The organism is Stenotrophomonas sp. SORGH_AS_0282 (assembly GCF_030818125.1).
Lineage (GTDB): Bacteria > Pseudomonadota > Gammaproteobacteria > Xanthomonadales > Xanthomonadaceae > Stenotrophomonas > Stenotrophomonas rhizophila_A.
Genome location: NZ_JAUTAB010000001.1, coordinates 3,224,136 through 3,241,762, shown reverse-complemented (window position 1 = coordinate 3,241,762; position 17,627 = coordinate 3,224,136). Strand labels below are relative to the sequence as shown.

Below are 17,627 nucleotides of genomic sequence, written 5' to 3'. Positions count from 1 at the left end.
GCGGCAGCACAGCGCTGCCGGTCTCGCGAACGGCGGGCCGGGAACCTCGGTCCGCCTTCGCCGTCTCAGGGAAGGCAGTTTTTTCAGTACGCCAGTAGCTCAATTGGCAGAGCAGCGGTCTCCAAAACCGCAGGTTGGGGGTTCGAGTCCCTCCTGGCGTGCCACTTCTCCCTTCCAGCGGCCATGCCGCCTCAGCAGCCAGAGCCGGATGAACAGCAAGATCGAGCATTCCAAGGACACCTCCACCGGGGGTGACATCGTCAAATACGCCGCCGCAGTGCTCCTGGCACTTGCGGGTCTTTTTGCGTGGTTCTGGTTCGGCATGCCCGAGCATGCGGCCCAGAATGCCTGGTCCGGCCCCCTGCGTGGCCTGGGTGTCGCCATCGGCCTTGCTGCCGGTTTCGGCGTGTTCATGCTGACCGCCAAGGGTCGTGACACCCGTGAGTTCCTTTCCGAATCCCGCTTCGAGCTGCGCAAGGTGGTCTGGCCGACGCGCCAGGAAGCCATCCGCATGACCTGGGTGGTGATGGTCGTGGTGATCATCCTCAGCCTGCTGCTCGGCGGCTTTGATTTCTTGATTCAGAAAGCGATCCAGTTGTTCCTGGGTCGATAAGGAGAAACCTGTGAAGCGTTGGTATGTCGTTCACGCCTATTCAGGCTTCGAAAAGTCGGTGGCGCAGGACCTGCGCGGCCGCATCGAGCGTCAGGAAAAGCAGGAATTCTTCGGTGACGTCCTCGTCCCGACCGAGGAAGTGGTTGAAATGCGTTCCGGCCAGAAGCGCCGTTCCGAGCGCAAGTTCTTCCCCGGTTACGTCCTGGTCCAGATCGAGACGCACGAAGAGAACGGCATTCCCCGGATCGAAAGCGAAAGCTGGCATCTGGTCAAGGAAACGCCCAAGGTGCTGGGCTTCATCGGCGGCACCGCCGATCGTCCGCTGCCGATCGCCGATCACGAGGCCGAGGCCATCCTGAACCGCGTTCAGGAAGGTGTCGAAAAGCCCCGTCCGAAGGTGCTGTTCGAGCCGGGCCAGATGGTCCGCGTCACCGAAGGCCCGTTCAACGACTTCAACGGCGTGGTGGAAGAGGTCAACTACGAGAAGAGCCGCCTGCGCGTCTCGGTGCTGATCTTCGGTCGCGCCACCCCGGTCGAGCTCGAGTTCGGCCAGGTCGAAAAGGCCACCTGATCCGACGGTCGCGCCTGTTCACGCGGCGGCCTGAAAATCTGATATAGTGCGCGGCTTCCTGCCAGGAAGCTGGCAAAAGCAAAGGGCCGCCGCGAGGTGGCCTTCTGCATGAATTCAAAAACGCGATGCCGGGACGCGAGATTCCCGGTCCGATGGGGAGCCTGTGGTCGCAAGGCGCTAGCACCCGGAGAGTATTCACATGGCAAAGAAAGTAATTGGTTACATCAAGCTGCAGGTGAAGGCCGGTCAGGCCAACCCCTCGCCGCCGGTCGGTCCCGCGCTGGGTCAGCGTGGCCTGAACATCATGGAATTCTGCAAGGCCTTCAATGCCGCCACGCAGAAGCTCGAGCCGGGCCTGCCGGTTCCGGTGATCATCACGGCCTATTCGGACCGTACGTTCACCTTCATCACCAAGAGCACCCCGGCCACCACGCTGCTGAAGAAGGCCGCTGGCGTGAGCTCGGGCTCCAAGCGCCCGAACACCGACAAGGTGGGCAAGGTGACCCGCAAGCAGCTGGAAGAGATCGCCAAGGCGAAGGAAGCTGACCTGACGGCCGCCGACCTGGACGCCGCCGTGCGTACGATCGCTGGTTCTGCCCGTTCCATGGGCCTTGTGGTAGAGGGTTAAGAAGATGGCACAGACCAAGCGTGAGAAGGCCATCCAGGCCGCAGTCGTCCCGGGCAAGGCTTACGCCTTCGAGGACGCAATCAAGATCCTGAAGACCGCCACCAAGGCCAAGTTCGTCGAGTCCTTCGACGTCGCCGTGCGCCTGGGCGTGGACGCCAAGAAGTCCGACCAGCAGGTGCGCGGTTCGACCGTGCTGCCGGCCGGTACCGGCAAGAGCGTGCGCGTTGCGGTGTTCGCACCGGCCGGTGCCAAGGCTGACGAAGCCCTGGCCGCTGGCGCCGAAGCCGTCGGCATGGACGACCTGGCCGAGAAGATGCAGGCCGGCGACCTGAACTACGACGTCGTCATCGCCACCCCGGACGCGATGCGCGTCGTGGGTAAGCTGGGCACCGTGCTCGGCCCGCGCGGCCTGATGCCGAACCCGAAGGTCGGCACCGTGTCGGCCAACCCGGGCGAAGCCGTCAAGAACGCCAAGTCGGGTCAGGTGCGTTACCGCACCGACAAGGCCGGCATCATCCACTGCACCATCGGCAAGGCCGACTTCGCCGAAGACGCGCTGAAGTCGAACCTGCAGGCGCTGCTGCTGGACCTGATCAAGGCCAAGCCGGCTACCTCGAAGGGCACCTACCTGCAGAAGGTTTCGGTCAGCTCGACGATGGGCCCGGGCGTCACCGTCGACCAGTCGTCGCTGACCCTGAAGTAATCGTTTCAAGCGGGTACGCGGCCTCGGTCGCGTATCCGTGAATTTTGAAGGCAATCCGAGCGGGCCTGGCCCGTGACGATAGCCGTCAAAGACCGCAGGCGCGGTCGTTGCATACCGGCGACGGGCAGGGATGCTCGCATTGGCAGGGAGTCGCCGCCGGTGCCGTACCGACCGCTTAATCGTTTCCCCCGGGAATCACCCTGCGTAGATGGTGCCCTTCTGGAGTTTTTCTGGTTTACGCACGTCTGGGTTCACCCAGGTTGGCCATCCAGGTCTAGAACGGCCCACCCTTGGAACATCAGCCCGATGTTCCCGGCGTCCAGGACGGATGCCGCCCAGGACCGCACACGGCAGGAGCCGTAAGCGGAGTTCAATTGGAGGAGTGCAATGGCTCTCAATCTGTCCCAGAAGCAAGAAGTAGTCGCCGAGCTGGCAGACGTCGCCGCCAAGGCCCACTCCTTGATCGCAGCCGAATACGCTGGCACCACGGTCGCCCAGATGACCGCGATGCGCAAGCAGGCTCGTGAAACCGGTGTTTTCTTGAAAGTTGTCAAGAACACCCTGGCTTCGCGCGCCGTTGAAGGCACCGAGTTCGCAGTCGCACAGGACAAGCTGGTTGGTCCTCTGCTGTATGCGTTCTCGCTCGAGGAGCCCGGCGCTGCCGGTCGCCTGATCAAGGATGCCGCCAAGACCAACGACAAGCTCAAGGCCAAGGTCGTTGCGATTGGTGGTGAAGTGTTCCCGGCGAGCCACGTCGACGTGCTGGCTTCGCTGCCGACCCGCGATCAGGCCCTGGCCATGCTGGCCCGCGTCCTGACCGAGCCGGTCACGATGTTCGCCCGCGCCATCAAGGCCATCGGTGACAAGCAGAATGGCGGTGAAACCGCTGACGCTGCCGAACCGGCCGCCGAGACCGCCTGAGTCGACGTTTCCGTGGTTCCGAACGGAACCTCAACCCAGAAAATTATCCAAAGGTAATCAAAATGTCCCTTACCAACGAACAGATCGTCGACGCCATCGCCGAGAAGTCCCTGATGGAAGTGATGGAGCTGGTCAAGGCCATCGAAGAGAAGTTCGGCGTCTCCGCCGCTGCTCCGGTCGCCGCTGCTGCCGCAGCTGGCCCGGCTGCCGCTGTTGAAGAGCAGACCGAATTCGACGTCATCCTGAAGTCGGCCGGCGAGAAGAAGGTCGAAGTGATCAAGGCCGTGCGCGCCATCACCGGCCTGGGCCTGAAGGAAGCCAAGGACCTGGCAGAAGCCGGCGGCATGATCAAGGAAGCCGCTTCGAAGGACGACGCTGCCAAGTTCAAGAAGGACCTGGAAGCTGCTGGCGCGACTGTCGAAGTCAAGTAAGCAGCTCCTTGCGTCGCCATCGAATCACGGCGATGCAGCCAAGGCTGGGGGCGTAAGCCCCCGGCCTTTGGTCGTTATTGCGGTAAGGCCGGATGCATGTCCGGTCCGCGCCAATTCGACCGGTAGATCCGACTGTTAGTCGGATGCTTCACCGGCGACGAGTTGGCAGTTGGAAGTAGCGGGAGAAGGCGTGCTGGTGCCGGCAATACCAGCGACTTCCAACTGACAATTTTCATGTTCCCTTCGGGCCACGCCTCCATGGCGGGGCCCGCACAGCCAAGGTGAGACCCCATGACGTCATATTCGTTCACCGAAAAAAAGCGTATCCGCAAGGATTTCGGCAAGCAGCGCTCGATCCTCGAAGTGCCGTTCCTGCTCGCCATCCAGGTGGATTCCTACCGCGAATTCCTGCAGGAAAACGTGGATCCGGCCAAGCGCCGTGATCTCGGCCTGCACGCGGCCCTGAAGTCGGTGTTCCCGATCGCCAGCTACAGCGGCAACGCTGCGCTGGAATACGTGGGCTACAAGCTGGGCGACCCGGTCTTCGACGAGCGTGAATGCCGCCAGCGTGGCATGAGCTACGGCGCGCCGCTGCGCGTGACCGTGCGCCTGGTGATCTACGACCGCGAGTCGTCCACCAAGGCCATCAAGTACGTGAAGGAGCAGGAGGTCTATCTCGGCGAAATCCCGCTGATGACCGACAACGGCACCTTCATCGTCAACGGCACCGAGCGCGTCATCGTCTCGCAGCTGCACCGTTCGCCGGGCGTGTTCTTCGACCACGACCGTGGCAAGACCCACAGCTCGGGCAAGCTGCTGTACAGCGCCCGCATCATCCCGTACCGCGGCTCCTGGCTGGACTTCGAGTTCGACCCGAAGGACGCGCTGTTCACCCGTATCGACCGTCGCCGCAAGCTGCCGGTGTCGATCCTGCTGCGTGCGCTGGGCTACAGCAACGAAGAGATGCTGGCCGAGTTCTTCGAGATCAACACCTTCCACATCAATCCCGATGAGGGCGTGCAGCTCGAACTGGTCTCCGAGCGGCTGCGCGGCGAGACCCTGAACTTCGACCTGGCCGACGGCGACAAGGTCATCGTCGAAGCCGGCAAGCGCATCACCGCGCGCCACGTGAAGCAGCTGGAAGCCTCGGGCATTGCCGCCCTGGCCGTGCCGGACGATTACATCGTCGGCCGCATCCTGTCCCACGACGTGGTCGACGCGAGCACCGGCGAACTGCTGGCCCAGGCCAACGACGAAATCACCGACGAGCAGCTGCAGGCCTTCCGCAAGGCCGGCGTGGATGCCGTGGGTACCCTGTGGGTGAACGATCTGGATCGTGGCCCGTACCTGTCCAACACCCTGCGCATCGATCCGACCAAGACCCAGCTCGAAGCGCTGGTCGAAATCTATCGCATGATGCGTCCGGGCGAGCCGCCGACCAAGGACGCCGCGCAGAACCTGTTCCACAACCTGTTCTTCACCTTCGAGCGCTACGACCTGTCCACGGTTGGCCGCATGAAGTTCAACCGTCGTGTCGGCCGCAAGGAAGTCACCGGTGAAGCGGTGCTGTACGACCGCAAGTACTTCGGCGAGCGCAACGACGAAGAGTCCAAGCGCCTGGTCGCCGAGCACGGCGACAGCTCCGATATCCTGGACGTGATCAAGGTCCTCACCGAGATCCGCAACGGTCGCGGCGTGGTCGATGACATCGATCACCTGGGCAACCGTCGCGTGCGTTCGGTCGGCGAAATGGCCGAAAACGTGTTCCGCGTGGGCTTGGTCCGCGTCGAGCGCGCGGTCAAGGAGCGCCTGTCGATGGCCGAATCCGAAGGCCTGACCCCGCAGGAACTGATCAACGCCAAGCCGGTTGCCGCTGCCATCAAGGAGTTCTTCGGCTCCTCGCAGCTGTCGCAGTTCATGGATCAGAACAACCCGCTGTCGGAAGTCACCCACAAGCGTCGCGTCTCGGCCCTGGGCCCGGGCGGCCTGACCCGTGAGCGCGCCGGCTTCGAAGTGCGCGACGTGCACCCGACCCATTACGGCCGCGTCTGCACCATCGAAACCCCGGAAGGCCCGAACATCGGCCTGATCAACTCGCTGGCCGTGTACGCCCGCACCAACCAGTACGGCTTCCTGGAAACCCCGTACCGCAAGGTGCACGACGGCAAGGTCTCCGACGAGATCGAATTCCTGTCGGCCATCGAAGAAAACGAATACGTCATCGCCCAGGCCAACGCCCTGACCGACGCCAAGAGCATGCTCACCGAGCAGTTCGTGCCGTGCCGGTTCCAGGGTGAGTCGCTGCTGAAGCCGCCGGCGGAAGTCCACTTCATGGACGTCTCGCCGATGCAGACCGTGTCGATCGCCGCCGCGCTGGTTCCGTTCCTGGAACACGATGACGCCAACCGTGCACTGATGGGCGCCAACATGCAGCGCCAGGCCGTGCCGACCCTGCGTGCGCAGAAGCCGCTGGTGGGTACCGGTATCGAACGCGCCGTGGCCCGTGACTCGGGTGTGACCGTGAACGCCCGTCGTGGCGGCGAGATCGTGCAGATCGACGCCGGCCGCATCGTGGTCAAGGTCAACGAAGTGGAAATCACCGACGCCAGCGATGCCGGCGTGGATATCTACAACCTGATCAAGTACACCCGTTCCAACCAGAACACCTGCATCAACCAGCGTCCGCTGGTGGAAGTGGGTGACGTGGTGGCGCGTGGCGACGTGCTGGCCGATGGTCCGTCCACCGACATCGGCGAACTGGCCCTGGGCCAGAACATGCTGATCGCCTTCATGCCGTGGAACGGCTACAACTTCGAAGACTCCATCCTGCTCTCCGAGCGCGTGGTGGAAGAAGATCGTTACACCACGATCCACATCGAAGAGCTGACCTGCGTCGCGCGTGACACCAAGCTGGGGCCGGAGGAAATCTCGGCCGACATCCCGAACGTGTCCGAGCAGGCGCTGAACCGCCTGGATGAGTCGGGCGTGGTGTACATCGGTGCCGAAGTGCGCGCCGGCGACATCATGGTCGGCAAGGTCACCCCGAAGGGCGAAAGCCAGCTGACCCCGGAAGAGAAGCTGCTGCGCGCGATCTTCGGTGAGAAGGCGTCGGACGTGAAGGACAGCTCGCTGCGCGTGCCGCCGGGCATGGACGGCACCGTCATCGACGTGCAGGTCTTCACCCGCGACGGCATCGAGAAGGACAAGCGTGCGCGCCAGATCGAGGAAAGCGAGATCAAGCGCGTCAAGAAGGACTTCGACGACCAGTTCCGCATCCTGGAAGGCGCCATCTACGCACGCCTGCGCTCGCAGATCGTGGGCAAGGTCGCCAACGGCGGTGCCAACCTGAAGAAGGGCGACACCATCACCGACGCCTACCTGGACGGCCTGAAGAAGGCTGACTGGTTCGTGCTGCGCATGAAGGACGACGACGCTTCCGAAGCCATCGAACGCGCCCAGAAGCAGATCCAGGCGCACGAGAAGGAATTCGAGCGTCGCTTCGCCGACAAGCGCGGCAAGATCACCGCCGGCGACGACCTCGCCCCGGGCGTGCTGAAGATGGTCAAGGTGTTCCTGGCCGTGAAGCGCCGCATCCAGCCGGGCGACAAGATGGCAGGCCGCCACGGCAACAAGGGTGTGGTCTCCAACGTGGTGCCGGTCGAGGACATGCCGTACATGGCCTCGGGCGAGACCGTGGACATCGTGCTGAACCCGCTGGGCGTGCCGTCGCGCATGAACATCGGCCAGATCCTGGAAGTGCACCTGGGCTGGGCCGCCAAGGGCCTGGGCCGCAAGATCCAGGGCATGCTCGAGGCACAGGCCGCGATCAACGACCTGCGCAAGTTCCTGGACGACGTGTACAACCACGACAAGACCCAGCACGCCAACCACGTCGACCTGACCCAGTTCAGCGACGAGGAACTGCTGCGTCTGGCCGGCAACCTCACCGACGGCGTGCCGATGGCCACCCCGGTGTTCGACGGTGCCACCGAAGCTGAAATCAAGCACATGCTTGCCCTGGCTGACCTGCCGCTCAGCGGCCAGACCCAGCTGTATGACGGTCGTACCGGTGAGGCCTTCGATCGCCACACCACCGTGGGCTACATGCACTACCTGAAGCTGAACCACCTGGTCGACGACAAGATGCACGCCCGTTCGACCGGTCCGTACTCGCTCGTCACCCAGCAGCCGCTGGGCGGCAAGGCGCAGTTCGGCGGCCAGCGCTTCGGTGAAATGGAAGTCTGGGCGCTGGAAGCCTACGGCGCGGCCTACACCCTGCAGGAAATGCTGACGGTGAAGTCCGATGACGTGCAGGGCCGCAACCAGATGTACAAGAACATCGTCGACGGTGAGCACGAGATGGTCGCGGGCATGCCGGAATCCTTCAACGTGCTCGTGAAGGAAATCCGCTCCCTGGCCATCAACATGGAACTGGAAGACAACTGATCGTGCAGGCGCGGCTGCCCCGGCAGCCGCGCCGCCGGATGTGACCTGACAGCCCCATCGACAAGATTTCCTCCTTTCGGAGAAACACCATGAAAGACCTGCTCAACCTCTTCAACCAGCAGCGCCAGACGCTGGACTTCGACGCGATCAAGATCGCGCTGGCTTCGCCGGACCTGATCCGTTCGTGGTCCTTCGGCGAAGTGAAGAAGCCGGAAACCATCAACTACCGTACCTTCAAGCCGGAGCGTGACGGCCTGTTCTGCGCCGCCATCTTCGGGCCGGTCAAGGACTACGAGTGCCTGTGCGGCAAGTACAAGCGCATGAAGCACCGTGGCGTGGTCTGCGAAAAGTGCGGCACCGAAGTGACCCTGGCCAAGGTGCGCCGCGAGCGCATGGGCCACATCGACCTGGCCTCGCCGGTCGCGCACATCTGGTTCCTGAAGTCGCTGCCGTCGCGCATCGGCCTGATGCTGGACATGACCCTGCGTGACATCGAGCGCGTGCTGTACTTCGAAGCCTACGTGGTGACCGAGCCGGGCCTGACCGCCCTGGAGCGCCGCCAGCTGCTGACCGAAGAACAGTACCTGCAGGCCCGCCAGGAACACGGCGACGACTTCGACGCCGCCATGGGCGCCGAGGCCGTGTACGAACTGCTGCGCACCATCGACCTGCAGTCGGAAATGACCCGCCTGCGGGAGGAGATCGCCAGCACCGGTTCGGAAACCAAGCTCAAGCGCCTCACCAAGCGCATCAAGCTGGTGGAAGCCTTCCTGGAATCGGGCAACCGTCCGGAATGGATGGTCATGACCGTGCTGCCGGTGCTGCCGCCGGACCTGCGTCCGCTGGTGCCGCTGGACGGTGGCCGCTTCGCGACCTCCGACCTGAACGACCTGTACCGCCGCGTCATCAACCGCAACAACCGCCTGCGCCGCCTGCTCGAGCTGAACGCGCCGGACATCATCGTGCGCAATGAAAAGCGCATGCTGCAGGAATCGGTCGATGCGCTGCTGGACAACGGCCGCCGCGGCCGTGCCATCACCGGCACCAACAAGCGCCCGCTGAAGTCGCTGGCCGACATGATCAAGGGCAAGCAGGGCCGCTTCCGCCAGAACCTGCTGGGCAAGCGCGTCGACTACTCGGGCCGTTCGGTCATCGTGGTCGGTCCGTACCTGCGCCTGCACCAGTGCGGCCTGCCGAAGAAGATGGCGCTTGAGCTGTTCAAGCCGTTCGTGTTCGCCAAGCTGCAGCGTCGTGGCCTGGCCACCACCATCAAGGCCGCCAAGAAGCTGGTCGAGCGCGAAGAAGCCGAAGTCTGGGACATCCTGGAAGAGGTCATCCGCGAACACCCGGTGATGCTGAACCGTGCGCCGACCCTGCACCGCCTGGGCATCCAGGCGTTCGAGCCGGTGCTGATCGAAGGCAAGGCCATCCAGCTGCACCCGCTGGTCTGCACCGCGTTCAACGCCGACTTCGACGGTGACCAGATGGCCGTCCACGTGCCGCTCTCGCTGGAAGCCCAGCTGGAAGCGCGTGCGCTGATGATGTCCACCAACAACATCCTGTCGCCGGCCAACGGCGAGCCGATCATCGTGCCGTCGCAGGACGTGGTGCTGGGTCTGTACTACATGACCCGCGCCCTGGAAAACAAGAAGGGCGAGGGCATGGCCTTCGCCAACATCGCCGAAGTGAAGCGTGCCTATGACAACCGCGTGGTGGAACTGCACGCCAAGGTCAAGGTCCGCATCACCGAAGTGGTGACCGACGAGAACGGTGACAAGCAGAACAAGACCTCGATCGTGGACACCACGATCGGTCGCGCCCTGCTGGCCGAAATCCTGCCGGAAGGCCTGCCGTTCGCGCTGGCCAACACCGAGCTGACCAAGAAGAACATCAGCCGCCTGATCAACTCCAGCTATCGCCAGCTGGGCTTGAAGGACACGGTCGTGTTCGCCGACAAGCTGATGTACACCGGCTTTGCCTACGCAACCCGTGCGGGCGTGTCGATCGGTATCGACGACATGCTGATCCCGGACGAGAAGCGCGGCATCCTCACCGAGGCCGAAGCCGAAGTGCTGGAAATCCAGGAACAGTACCAGTCGGGCCTGGTCACCGCCGGCGAGCGCTACAACAAGGTGGTCGACATCTGGTCGCGTACCAATGAACGCATCGCCAAGGCGATGATGGACACCATTGGTACCGAGAAGGTGGTCAACGCCAAGGGCGAGACCATCGACCAGAAGTCGATGAACTCGCTGTACATCATGGCCGACTCCGGTGCCCGTGGTTCGCAGGCGCAGATCCGCCAGCTGGCCGGCATGCGTGGCCTGATGGCCCGTCCGGATGGCTCGATCATCGAAACGCCCATCAAGGCGAACTTCCGTGAAGGCCTGAACGTGCAGGAGTACTTCAACTCCACCCACGGTGCCCGTAAGGGTCTGGCCGATACCGCGCTGAAGACCGCCAACTCGGGTTACCTGACCCGTCGTCTGGTGGACGTGGCGCAGGACGTGGTCATCACCGAGGTGGATTGCGGTACCTCCGAAGGCCTGACCATGACCCCGATCGTGGAAGGCGGCGACGTCGTGGAGCCGCTGAAGGACCGCGTGCTGGGTCGTGTCGTGGCCGAGGACGTGTTCCTGCCGGGCAACGACGAAGATCCGATCGTGACCCGCAACACCCTGCTCGACGAAGCTTGGGTGGCCAAGCTGGAAGACGCCGGCGTGCAGAGCATCAAGGTGCGCTCCACGATCAGCTGCGAATCGGCGTTCGGCGTGTGCGGCCACTGCTACGGTCGCGACCTGGCCCGTGGCCACCTGGTCAACATCGGTGAAGCGGTGGGCGTCATCGCCGCGCAGTCGATCGGTGAGCCGGGTACCCAGCTGACCATGCGTACGTTCCACATCGGTGGTGCGGCATCGCGTGCGGCAGCCGTGGACAACATCACGGTCAAGACCACCGGTTCGGTGAAGTTCAACAACCTCAAGTCCGTCGAACACGCCAGCGGTTCGCTGGTGGCGGTCTCGCGCTCGGGTGAAATCTCGGTGCTCGATGCCCACGGCCGTGAGCGTGAGCGTTACAAGCTGCCGTACGGCTCGATGATCGCGTCCAAGGATGGTGATGCAGTGAAGGCTGGCCAGACCGTGGCCAACTGGGATCCGCATAACCACCCGATCGTGTCCGAAGTGGCCGGTTTCATCCGCTTCATCGACTTCATCGACGGCGTCACCGTCATCGAGAAGACCGACGAACTGACCGGCCTGGCCTCGCGCGAAATCACCGACCCGAAGCGTCGTGGCTCGCAGGCCAAGGAGCTGCGCCCGATCGTGCGCATCGTGGATGCCAAGGGCAATGACCTGACCATCCCGAACACCGATCTGCCGGCCCAGTACCTGCTGCCGCCGCGTTCCATCGTCAACCTGCAGGACGGCGCCGCCGTCGGCGTGGGCGACGTGGTCGCCAAGATCCCGCAGGAAGCGTCCAAGACCCGCGACATCACCGGTGGTCTGCCGCGCGTGGCCGATCTGTTCGAAGCGCGCAAGCCGAAGGATCCGGCGATCCTGGCCGAGCGTTCGGGCATCATCAGCTTCGGCAAGGACACCAAGGGCAAGCAGCGCCTGATCATCAAGGACACTGATGGTTCGGAACACGAAGAGCTGATCCCGAAGTACCGCCAGGTGATCGTGTTCGAAGGCGAGCACGTGACCAAGGGCGAAACCATCGTGGACGGCGAGCCGAGCCCGCAGGACATCCTGCGCCTGCTGGGTGTCGAGCCGCTGGCCGCTTACCTGGTCAAGGAAATCCAGGACGTGTACCGCCTGCAGGGCGTGAAGATCAACGACAAGCACATTGAAGTGATCACCCGCCAGATGCTGCGCAAGGTCGAGATCACCGACCAGGGCAGCAGCAAGTTCCTGAATGGCGAGCAGGCCGAGCGCCAGCGCGTCATCGAGGAAAACGCACGCCTGACCACCCGCAACGAGCTGATCGCCCGTTTCGACCCGGTCCTGCTGGGCATCACCAAGGCATCGCTGGCCACCGAATCGTTCATCTCGGCGGCCTCGTTCCAGGAAACCACCCGCGTGCTGACCGAAGCTGCCGTCCGCGGCACCTCGGACAACCTGCGCGGCCTGAAGGAAAACGTCATCGTCGGCCGCCTGATCCCGGCCGGTACCGGCCTGGCGTACCACGCCAACCGTCGTCGCAACGCCTCCGGGCTGACCGAGTCGGAGATGCAGACCCTGTCCGGCACCACGCCGGCGGTGGCTGAAGTGGCGCCGGCAGCCCCGGTGGCGGTGGAATCGACCGAAGCCGAATCGGCCGCGGACGAATGATGGATCCGGTCCGGCCGTCTGGCCGGACCACCCTCGGCGGTGGCGCAATCGCCACCGATGGGGTAGGATGCCGGCCGGTCCTCGAAAGGGGGCCGGTTTGACAACCTGAACGGGGGGCATGGAAAAGGCTCCCCTGTAACGGCCCGGGATCAGGGTCGGCTTGGCGTGCGCGCGGTTGACTGCGTTTTCGCCGGGTTGCTACAATCGTCTGTCTCAGCAGGCCGGTTTCTCGCCTGCTCGCACATATCCGCATTCATGGCCTGTTTTTCATCGGGCCTCTCTCAGAAGAACTTACTGATGGCGACGATCAATCAGCTTGTCCGCAAGCCGCGGCAGGCAACCACTTACAAGAGTGCCTCCCCGGCTCTTGAAAAGTGCCCCCAGCGCCGTGGCGTCTGCACGCGCGTGTACACCACCACCCCGAAGAAGCCGAACTCGGCGCTCCGCAAGGTTGCCAAGGTCCGCCTGACCAACCAGGAAGAGGTCATCAGCTACATCGGTGGCGAAGGCCACAACCTGCAGGAGCACTCCGTGGTCCTCATCCGTGGCGGTCGCGTCAAGGACCTGCCGGGTGTGCGTTACCACACCGTGCGTGGCTCGCTGGACGCCTCGGGCGTTGCCAAGCGTCGCCAGGGCCGTTCCAAGTACGGCGCCAAGCGTCCGAAGAGCTAAGGGAAAGTACACATGTCTCGTAAAGGTAATACGCCGCAGCGCTCTGTCCTGCCGGATCCGAAGCACGGAAGTGAAACCATCGCGCGCTTCATCAACATGGTGATGCTGAGCGGCAAGAAGTCGGTCGCTGAAAAGATCGTCTATGGCGCCATGGACGTGATCAGCGAAAAGAACCCGAACTCCATCGAGCTGGTGCAGAAGGCTCTGGACAACGTGGCTCCGTCGGTCGAAGTGAAGTCCCGCCGCGTCGGTGGTGCGACCTACCAGGTGCCGGTCGAAGTGCGTTCGTCGCGCAAGATGGCCCTGGCCATGCGCTGGCTGATCGACTCCGCCCGCAAGCGTGGTGAAAACACCATGCCGAAGAAGCTGGCTGCAGAACTGCTGGATGCCTCGGAAAACCGTGGTGGCGCCATCAAGAAGCGCGAAGAAACCCACCGCATGGCCGAAGCCAACAAGGCCTTCGCCCACTACCGCTGGTGAGTTTGACGGCCTTGTAAAACAGGCACGGCAGCACCATTAAGGTGCTGCCTCGCGGCCCCAGAAGGGCTGCGCCAATCCGAAGGCCGCCGAAAGGCGGCGTTCGGCCATCCGAATTCCAAGAAATTGAGAGGCTCCCGTGGCCCGCACCACTCCCATCGAGCGTTACCGCAATTTCGGCATCATGGCCCACATCGATGCCGGCAAGACCACCACGTCCGAGCGCATCCTGTTCTACACCGGCAAGAGCCACAAGATCGGTGAAGTGCACGACGGCGCCGCCACCATGGACTGGATGGAGCAGGAGCAGGAGCGTGGCATCACGATCCAGTCCGCTGCCACCACCGCGTTCTGGAAGGGCATGGACAAGTCCCTGCCGGAGCACCGCTTCAACATCATCGACACCCCCGGGCACGTCGACTTCACCATCGAAGTGGAGCGCTCGCTGCGCGTGCTCGACGGTGCGGTGTTCGTGCTGTGCGCCGTCGGTGGCGTGCAGCCGCAGTCCGAGACCGTGTGGCGCCAGGCCAACCGGTACAAGGTGCCGCGCATCGCGTTCGTCAACAAGATGGACCGCACCGGCGCCAACTTCACCAAGGTCGTTGGCCAGCTGAAGGCCAAGCTCGGCGCCACCGCCGTGCCGATGCAGCTGCCGATCGGCGCTGAAGAAGGCTTCAAGGGCGTCGTCGACCTGATCAAGATGAAGGCCATCCACTGGGATGAAGCCTCGCAGGGCATGAAGTTCGAGTACCTGGAAATCCCGGCCGACATGAAGGACGCCGCCGACGAGGCGCGCACCTTCATGATCGAAGCTGCGGCTGAAGCCAGCGAAGAGCTGATGGAAAAGTACCTGGGCGGCGACGAGCTGACCGAGGCCGAGATCATCGAAGCCCTGCGCGTGCGCACCCTGGCTACCGACATCGTGCCGATGTACTGCGGTTCGGCGTTCAAGAACAAGGGCGTGCAGGCCATGCTGGACGGCGTGGTGCAGCTGCTGCCGTCGCCGATCGACGTGCCGGACGTGACCGGTACCGACGTCGATGACGAAACCGTTGCGCTGAGCCGCAAGTCCGACGACAAGGCACCGTTCTCGGCGCTGGCCTTCAAGATCATCACCGACCCGTTCGTGGGCGCGCTGACCTTCTTCCGTGTCTACTCGGGCACGCTGAACGCCGGCGACCAGCTGCTGAACTCGGTGAAGGGCAAGAAGGAGCGCATCGGCCGCATCCTGCAGATGCACTCCAACGATCGCGAAGAGATCAAGGAAGTGCTGGCCGGTGACATCGCCGCCGCCGTGGGCCTGAAGGACACCACCACCGGTGACACCCTGTGCTCGCAGGAGCACCCGATCATCCTGGAGCGCATGGTGTTCCCGGAGCCGGTCATCTCGATGGCCGTCGAACCGAAGACCAAGTCGGACCAGGAAAAGATGGGCCTGGCCCTGGGCCGTCTGGCACAGGAAGATCCGTCGTTCCGCGTCAAGACCGACGAAGAATCCGGCCAGACCATCATCTCGGGCATGGGCGAGCTGCACCTGGACATCATCGTTGACCGCATGAAGCGCGAGTTCAACGTTGAAGCCAACGTCGGCAAGCCGCAGGTGGCCTACCGCGAAACCATCCAGCTGGCCGACGTGAAGTCGGATTACAAGCACGCCAAGCAGTCCGGTGGTAAGGGTCAGTACGGTCACGTCGTGATCGAGCTGTCGCCGATCACCGCTGAAGACCGTGCCGATCCGAAGATCGCGCCGAACATCAAGGACGATTTCCTGTTCGTCAACGACATCACCGGTGGCGTGATTCCGAAGGAATTCATTCCGTCGATCGAAAAGGGCCTGCGCGAAACCATCACCAGCGGTCCGCTGGCTGGCTTCCCGGTCGTGGACGTGAAGGTGAAGCTGGTGTTCGGCTCCTACCATGACGTCGACTCCTCGGAAATGGCGTTCAAGCTGGCGTCGTCGATGGCCTTCAAGCAGGGCTTCGCCAAGGCCAAGCCGGTCCTGCTCGAGCCGATCATGAAGGTCGAGATCGTGACCCCGGAGGATTACCAGGGTGACGTGATGGGCGACGTGAGCCGCCGTCGTGGCGTGCTGCAGGGTTCGAGCACCACCGGTGACGGTTCGGCCAGCATCATCAACGCGATGATCCCGCTGGGTGAAATGTTCGGTTACGCCACCTCGCTGCGTTCGCAGACCCAGGGTCGCGCGACGTTCACGATGGAATTCGACCACTACGAGCCGGCGCCGAACAACATCGCCGAAACCGTGATCAAGAAGTCCTGAGCATAAGCTCAGGCCTTCATCTCCCTCTTTCTGATATCCAAGGTATACAACAATGGCAAAGGGTAAGTTCGAGCGCACCAAGCCGCACGTCAACGTCGGCACCATCGGTCACGTCGATCATGGCAAGACCACGCTGACTGCTGCGCTGACCAAGATCGGCGCAGAGCGCTTCGGTGGCGAATTCAAGGATTACTCCGCGATCGACGCCGCGCCGGAAGAAAAGGCGCGTGGCATCACGATCTCGACCGCACACGTCGAATACGAATCCACCGAGCGTCACTACGCCCACGTCGATTGCCCGGGCCATGCTGACTACGTCAAGAACATGATCACCGGTGCTGCCCAGATGGACGGCGCGATCCTGGTCTGTTCGGCTGCTGACGGCCCGATGCCGCAGACCCGCGAGCACATCCTGCTGTCGCGTCAGGTCGGCGTGCCGTACATCGTCGTGTTCCTGAACAAGGCCGACATGGTGGACGACGCCGAGCTGCTGGAACTGGTCGAAATGGAAGTCCGCGAGCTGCTGAGCAAGTACGACTTCCCGGGCGACGACACCCCGATCATCTCGGGCTCGGCCCGTCTGGCGCTGGAAGGCGACCAGAGCGAGATCGGCGTGCCGGCCATCATCAAGCTGGTCGAGGCGCTGGACACCTGGATCCCGCTGCCGGAACGTGACGTGGACAAGACCTTCCTGATGCCGGTGGAAGACGTGTTCTCGATCTCGGGCCGCGGCACCGTGGTGACCGGTCGTATCGAGCGCGGTGTGATCAAGGTCGGCGAAGAAATCGAAATCGTCGGTATCCGCGACACCCAGAAGACCACCGTGACCGGTGTGGAAATGTTCCGCAAGCTGCTGGACCAGGGCCAGGCAGGCGACAACGCCGGTCTGCTGCTGCGCGGCACCAAGCGTGACGACGTCCAGCGCGGCCAGGTGCTGTGCAAGCCGGGTTCGATCAAGCCGCACACCGAGTTCGAAGGCGAAGTCTACGTGCTGTCGAAGGACGAAGGCGGCCGTCACACCCCGTTCTTCAACGGCTACCGCCCGCAGTTCTACTTCCGTACCACCGACATCACTGGCGCCGCCAAGCTGCCGGAAGGCGTCGAGATGGTGATGCCGGGTGACAACGTGAAGATGGTCGTGACCCTGATCAACCCGGTCGCCATGGACGAAGGCCTGCGCTTCGCGATTCGTGAAGGCGGCCGTACCGTCGGTGCCGGCGTGGTCTCCAAGATCATCAAGTAATCTGCTAGACTCTGCGCCCCGATGTTGCCTGGGTAGGGCATCGGGGTTGCAACACAAACGGGAAAAGAGGCGCAGGACGCACCTCGTGTTCCCCAGACCAGGAAGGGTCGCGCCATTCAGGCAGTGTCAACAGGACCCCCTGTTGACCGCCGCGTTGTATGCGCGCTATACTTTTTGTCTGGGCAGATCGGGAGACCGGTCTGCCTCGATTTTTGAGGTCTACGGAAAGATCTTGTCGCCGCGCAGGAATGTGCGGCGTCCGCATTCAGGATATTCATGGGACAAGGCAACCCAGAGGCCTTGTCCGTCG

At 63.3% G+C, this 17,627-nt stretch carries 12 protein-coding genes and 1 tRNA gene; all 13 read left to right on the top strand.

Annotated elements, in window-relative coordinates; genetic code table 11:
• The first annotated feature begins 88 nt into the window (after positions 1–88).
• The 13 genes from QE395_RS14680 (at position 89) to tuf (ending at position 17,317) form a co-directional block, all read left to right on the top strand.
• A tRNA-Trp gene (locus QE395_RS14680) sits at positions 89–164 on the top strand.
• Positions 165–208: 44 nt separating this feature from the next.
• Entirely contained in the window at positions 209–613 is a 405-nt protein-coding gene (secE, locus tag QE395_RS14675) for a preprotein translocase subunit SecE (RefSeq protein WP_093534574.1), read from the top strand.
• A 10-nt stretch (positions 614–623) separates the two neighbouring features.
• Complete coding sequence (gene nusG / locus QE395_RS14670) at positions 624–1,184, top strand: transcription termination/antitermination protein NusG (RefSeq protein ID WP_095364661.1); 561 nt, start codon at positions 624–626, stop codon at positions 1,182–1,184.
• A gap of 199 nt (positions 1,185–1,383) precedes the next feature.
• On the top strand, positions 1,384–1,812 hold the full coding sequence (gene rplK / locus QE395_RS14665; protein ID WP_068849438.1) for a 50S ribosomal protein L11: 429 nt from the start codon (positions 1,384–1,386) through the stop codon (positions 1,810–1,812).
• A 4-nt stretch (positions 1,813–1,816) separates the two neighbouring features.
• Positions 1,817–2,515 carry a 50S ribosomal protein L1 gene (gene rplA, locus QE395_RS14660; RefSeq protein ID WP_068849440.1) on the top strand — a complete coding sequence of 233 codons (699 nt, stop codon included), beginning with the start codon at positions 1,817–1,819 and terminating at the stop codon, positions 2,513–2,515.
• Positions 2,516–2,902: 387 nt separating this feature from the next.
• Positions 2,903–3,436 (top strand): 50S ribosomal protein L10, encoded by a 534-nt coding sequence (gene rplJ, locus QE395_RS14655; protein ID WP_068849442.1) that lies wholly within the window; start codon positions 2,903–2,905, stop codon positions 3,434–3,436.
• Positions 3,437–3,498: 62 nt separating this feature from the next.
• Positions 3,499–3,867, top strand: a complete 369-nt coding sequence (gene rplL / locus QE395_RS14650; RefSeq protein ID WP_068849444.1) for a 50S ribosomal protein L7/L12 — start codon at positions 3,499–3,501, stop codon at positions 3,865–3,867.
• A gap of 291 nt (positions 3,868–4,158) precedes the next feature.
• The gene (rpoB, locus tag QE395_RS14645) at positions 4,159–8,313 is read left to right on the top strand and encodes a DNA-directed RNA polymerase subunit beta (RefSeq protein WP_093534576.1); all 4,155 of its coding nucleotides are present in this window, start codon (positions 4,159–4,161) and stop codon (positions 8,311–8,313) included.
• Between the two features lie 89 nt (positions 8,314–8,402).
• A complete protein-coding gene (rpoC, locus tag QE395_RS14640; RefSeq protein WP_093534578.1) occupies positions 8,403–12,644 on the top strand; it encodes a DNA-directed RNA polymerase subunit beta' in 4,242 nt (1,413 codons plus the stop codon).
• 297 nt (positions 12,645–12,941) lie between these two features.
• Entirely contained in the window at positions 12,942–13,316 is a 375-nt protein-coding gene (rpsL, locus tag QE395_RS14635; RefSeq protein ID WP_025879344.1) for a 30S ribosomal protein S12, read from the top strand.
• A gap of 12 nt (positions 13,317–13,328) precedes the next feature.
• Positions 13,329–13,796, top strand: a complete 468-nt coding sequence (gene rpsG / locus QE395_RS14630) for a 30S ribosomal protein S7 (RefSeq protein WP_068849450.1) — start codon at positions 13,329–13,331, stop codon at positions 13,794–13,796.
• A gap of 136 nt (positions 13,797–13,932) precedes the next feature.
• Complete coding sequence (gene fusA, locus QE395_RS14625) at positions 13,933–16,074, top strand: elongation factor G (RefSeq protein WP_068849452.1); 2,142 nt, start codon at positions 13,933–13,935, stop codon at positions 16,072–16,074.
• A gap of 52 nt (positions 16,075–16,126) precedes the next feature.
• A complete protein-coding gene (gene tuf / locus QE395_RS14620) occupies positions 16,127–17,317 on the top strand; it encodes an elongation factor Tu (protein ID WP_068849454.1) in 1,191 nt (396 codons plus the stop codon).
• The last annotated feature ends 310 nt before the right edge of the window (positions 17,318–17,627 follow it).

Coding starts and splice junctions, on each gene's coding strand:
- rpsL (WP_025879344.1), top strand. CDS start 12,942: ATGGCGACGATCAATCAGCTTGTCCGCAAGCCGCGGCAGGCAACCACT.
- rplJ (WP_068849442.1), top strand. CDS start 2,903: ATGGCTCTCAATCTGTCCCAGAAGCAAGAAGTAGTCGCCGAGCTGGCA.
- rplA (WP_068849440.1), top strand. CDS start 1,817: ATGGCACAGACCAAGCGTGAGAAGGCCATCCAGGCCGCAGTCGTCCCG.
- rpsG (WP_068849450.1), top strand. CDS start 13,329: ATGTCTCGTAAAGGTAATACGCCGCAGCGCTCTGTCCTGCCGGATCCG.
- rplK (WP_068849438.1), top strand. CDS start 1,384: ATGGCAAAGAAAGTAATTGGTTACATCAAGCTGCAGGTGAAGGCCGGT.
- secE (WP_093534574.1), top strand. CDS start 209: ATGAACAGCAAGATCGAGCATTCCAAGGACACCTCCACCGGGGGTGAC.
- rplL (WP_068849444.1), top strand. CDS start 3,499: ATGTCCCTTACCAACGAACAGATCGTCGACGCCATCGCCGAGAAGTCC.
- rpoC (WP_093534578.1), top strand. CDS start 8,403: ATGAAAGACCTGCTCAACCTCTTCAACCAGCAGCGCCAGACGCTGGAC.
- tuf (WP_068849454.1), top strand. CDS start 16,127: ATGGCAAAGGGTAAGTTCGAGCGCACCAAGCCGCACGTCAACGTCGGC.
- rpoB (WP_093534576.1), top strand. CDS start 4,159: ATGACGTCATATTCGTTCACCGAAAAAAAGCGTATCCGCAAGGATTTC.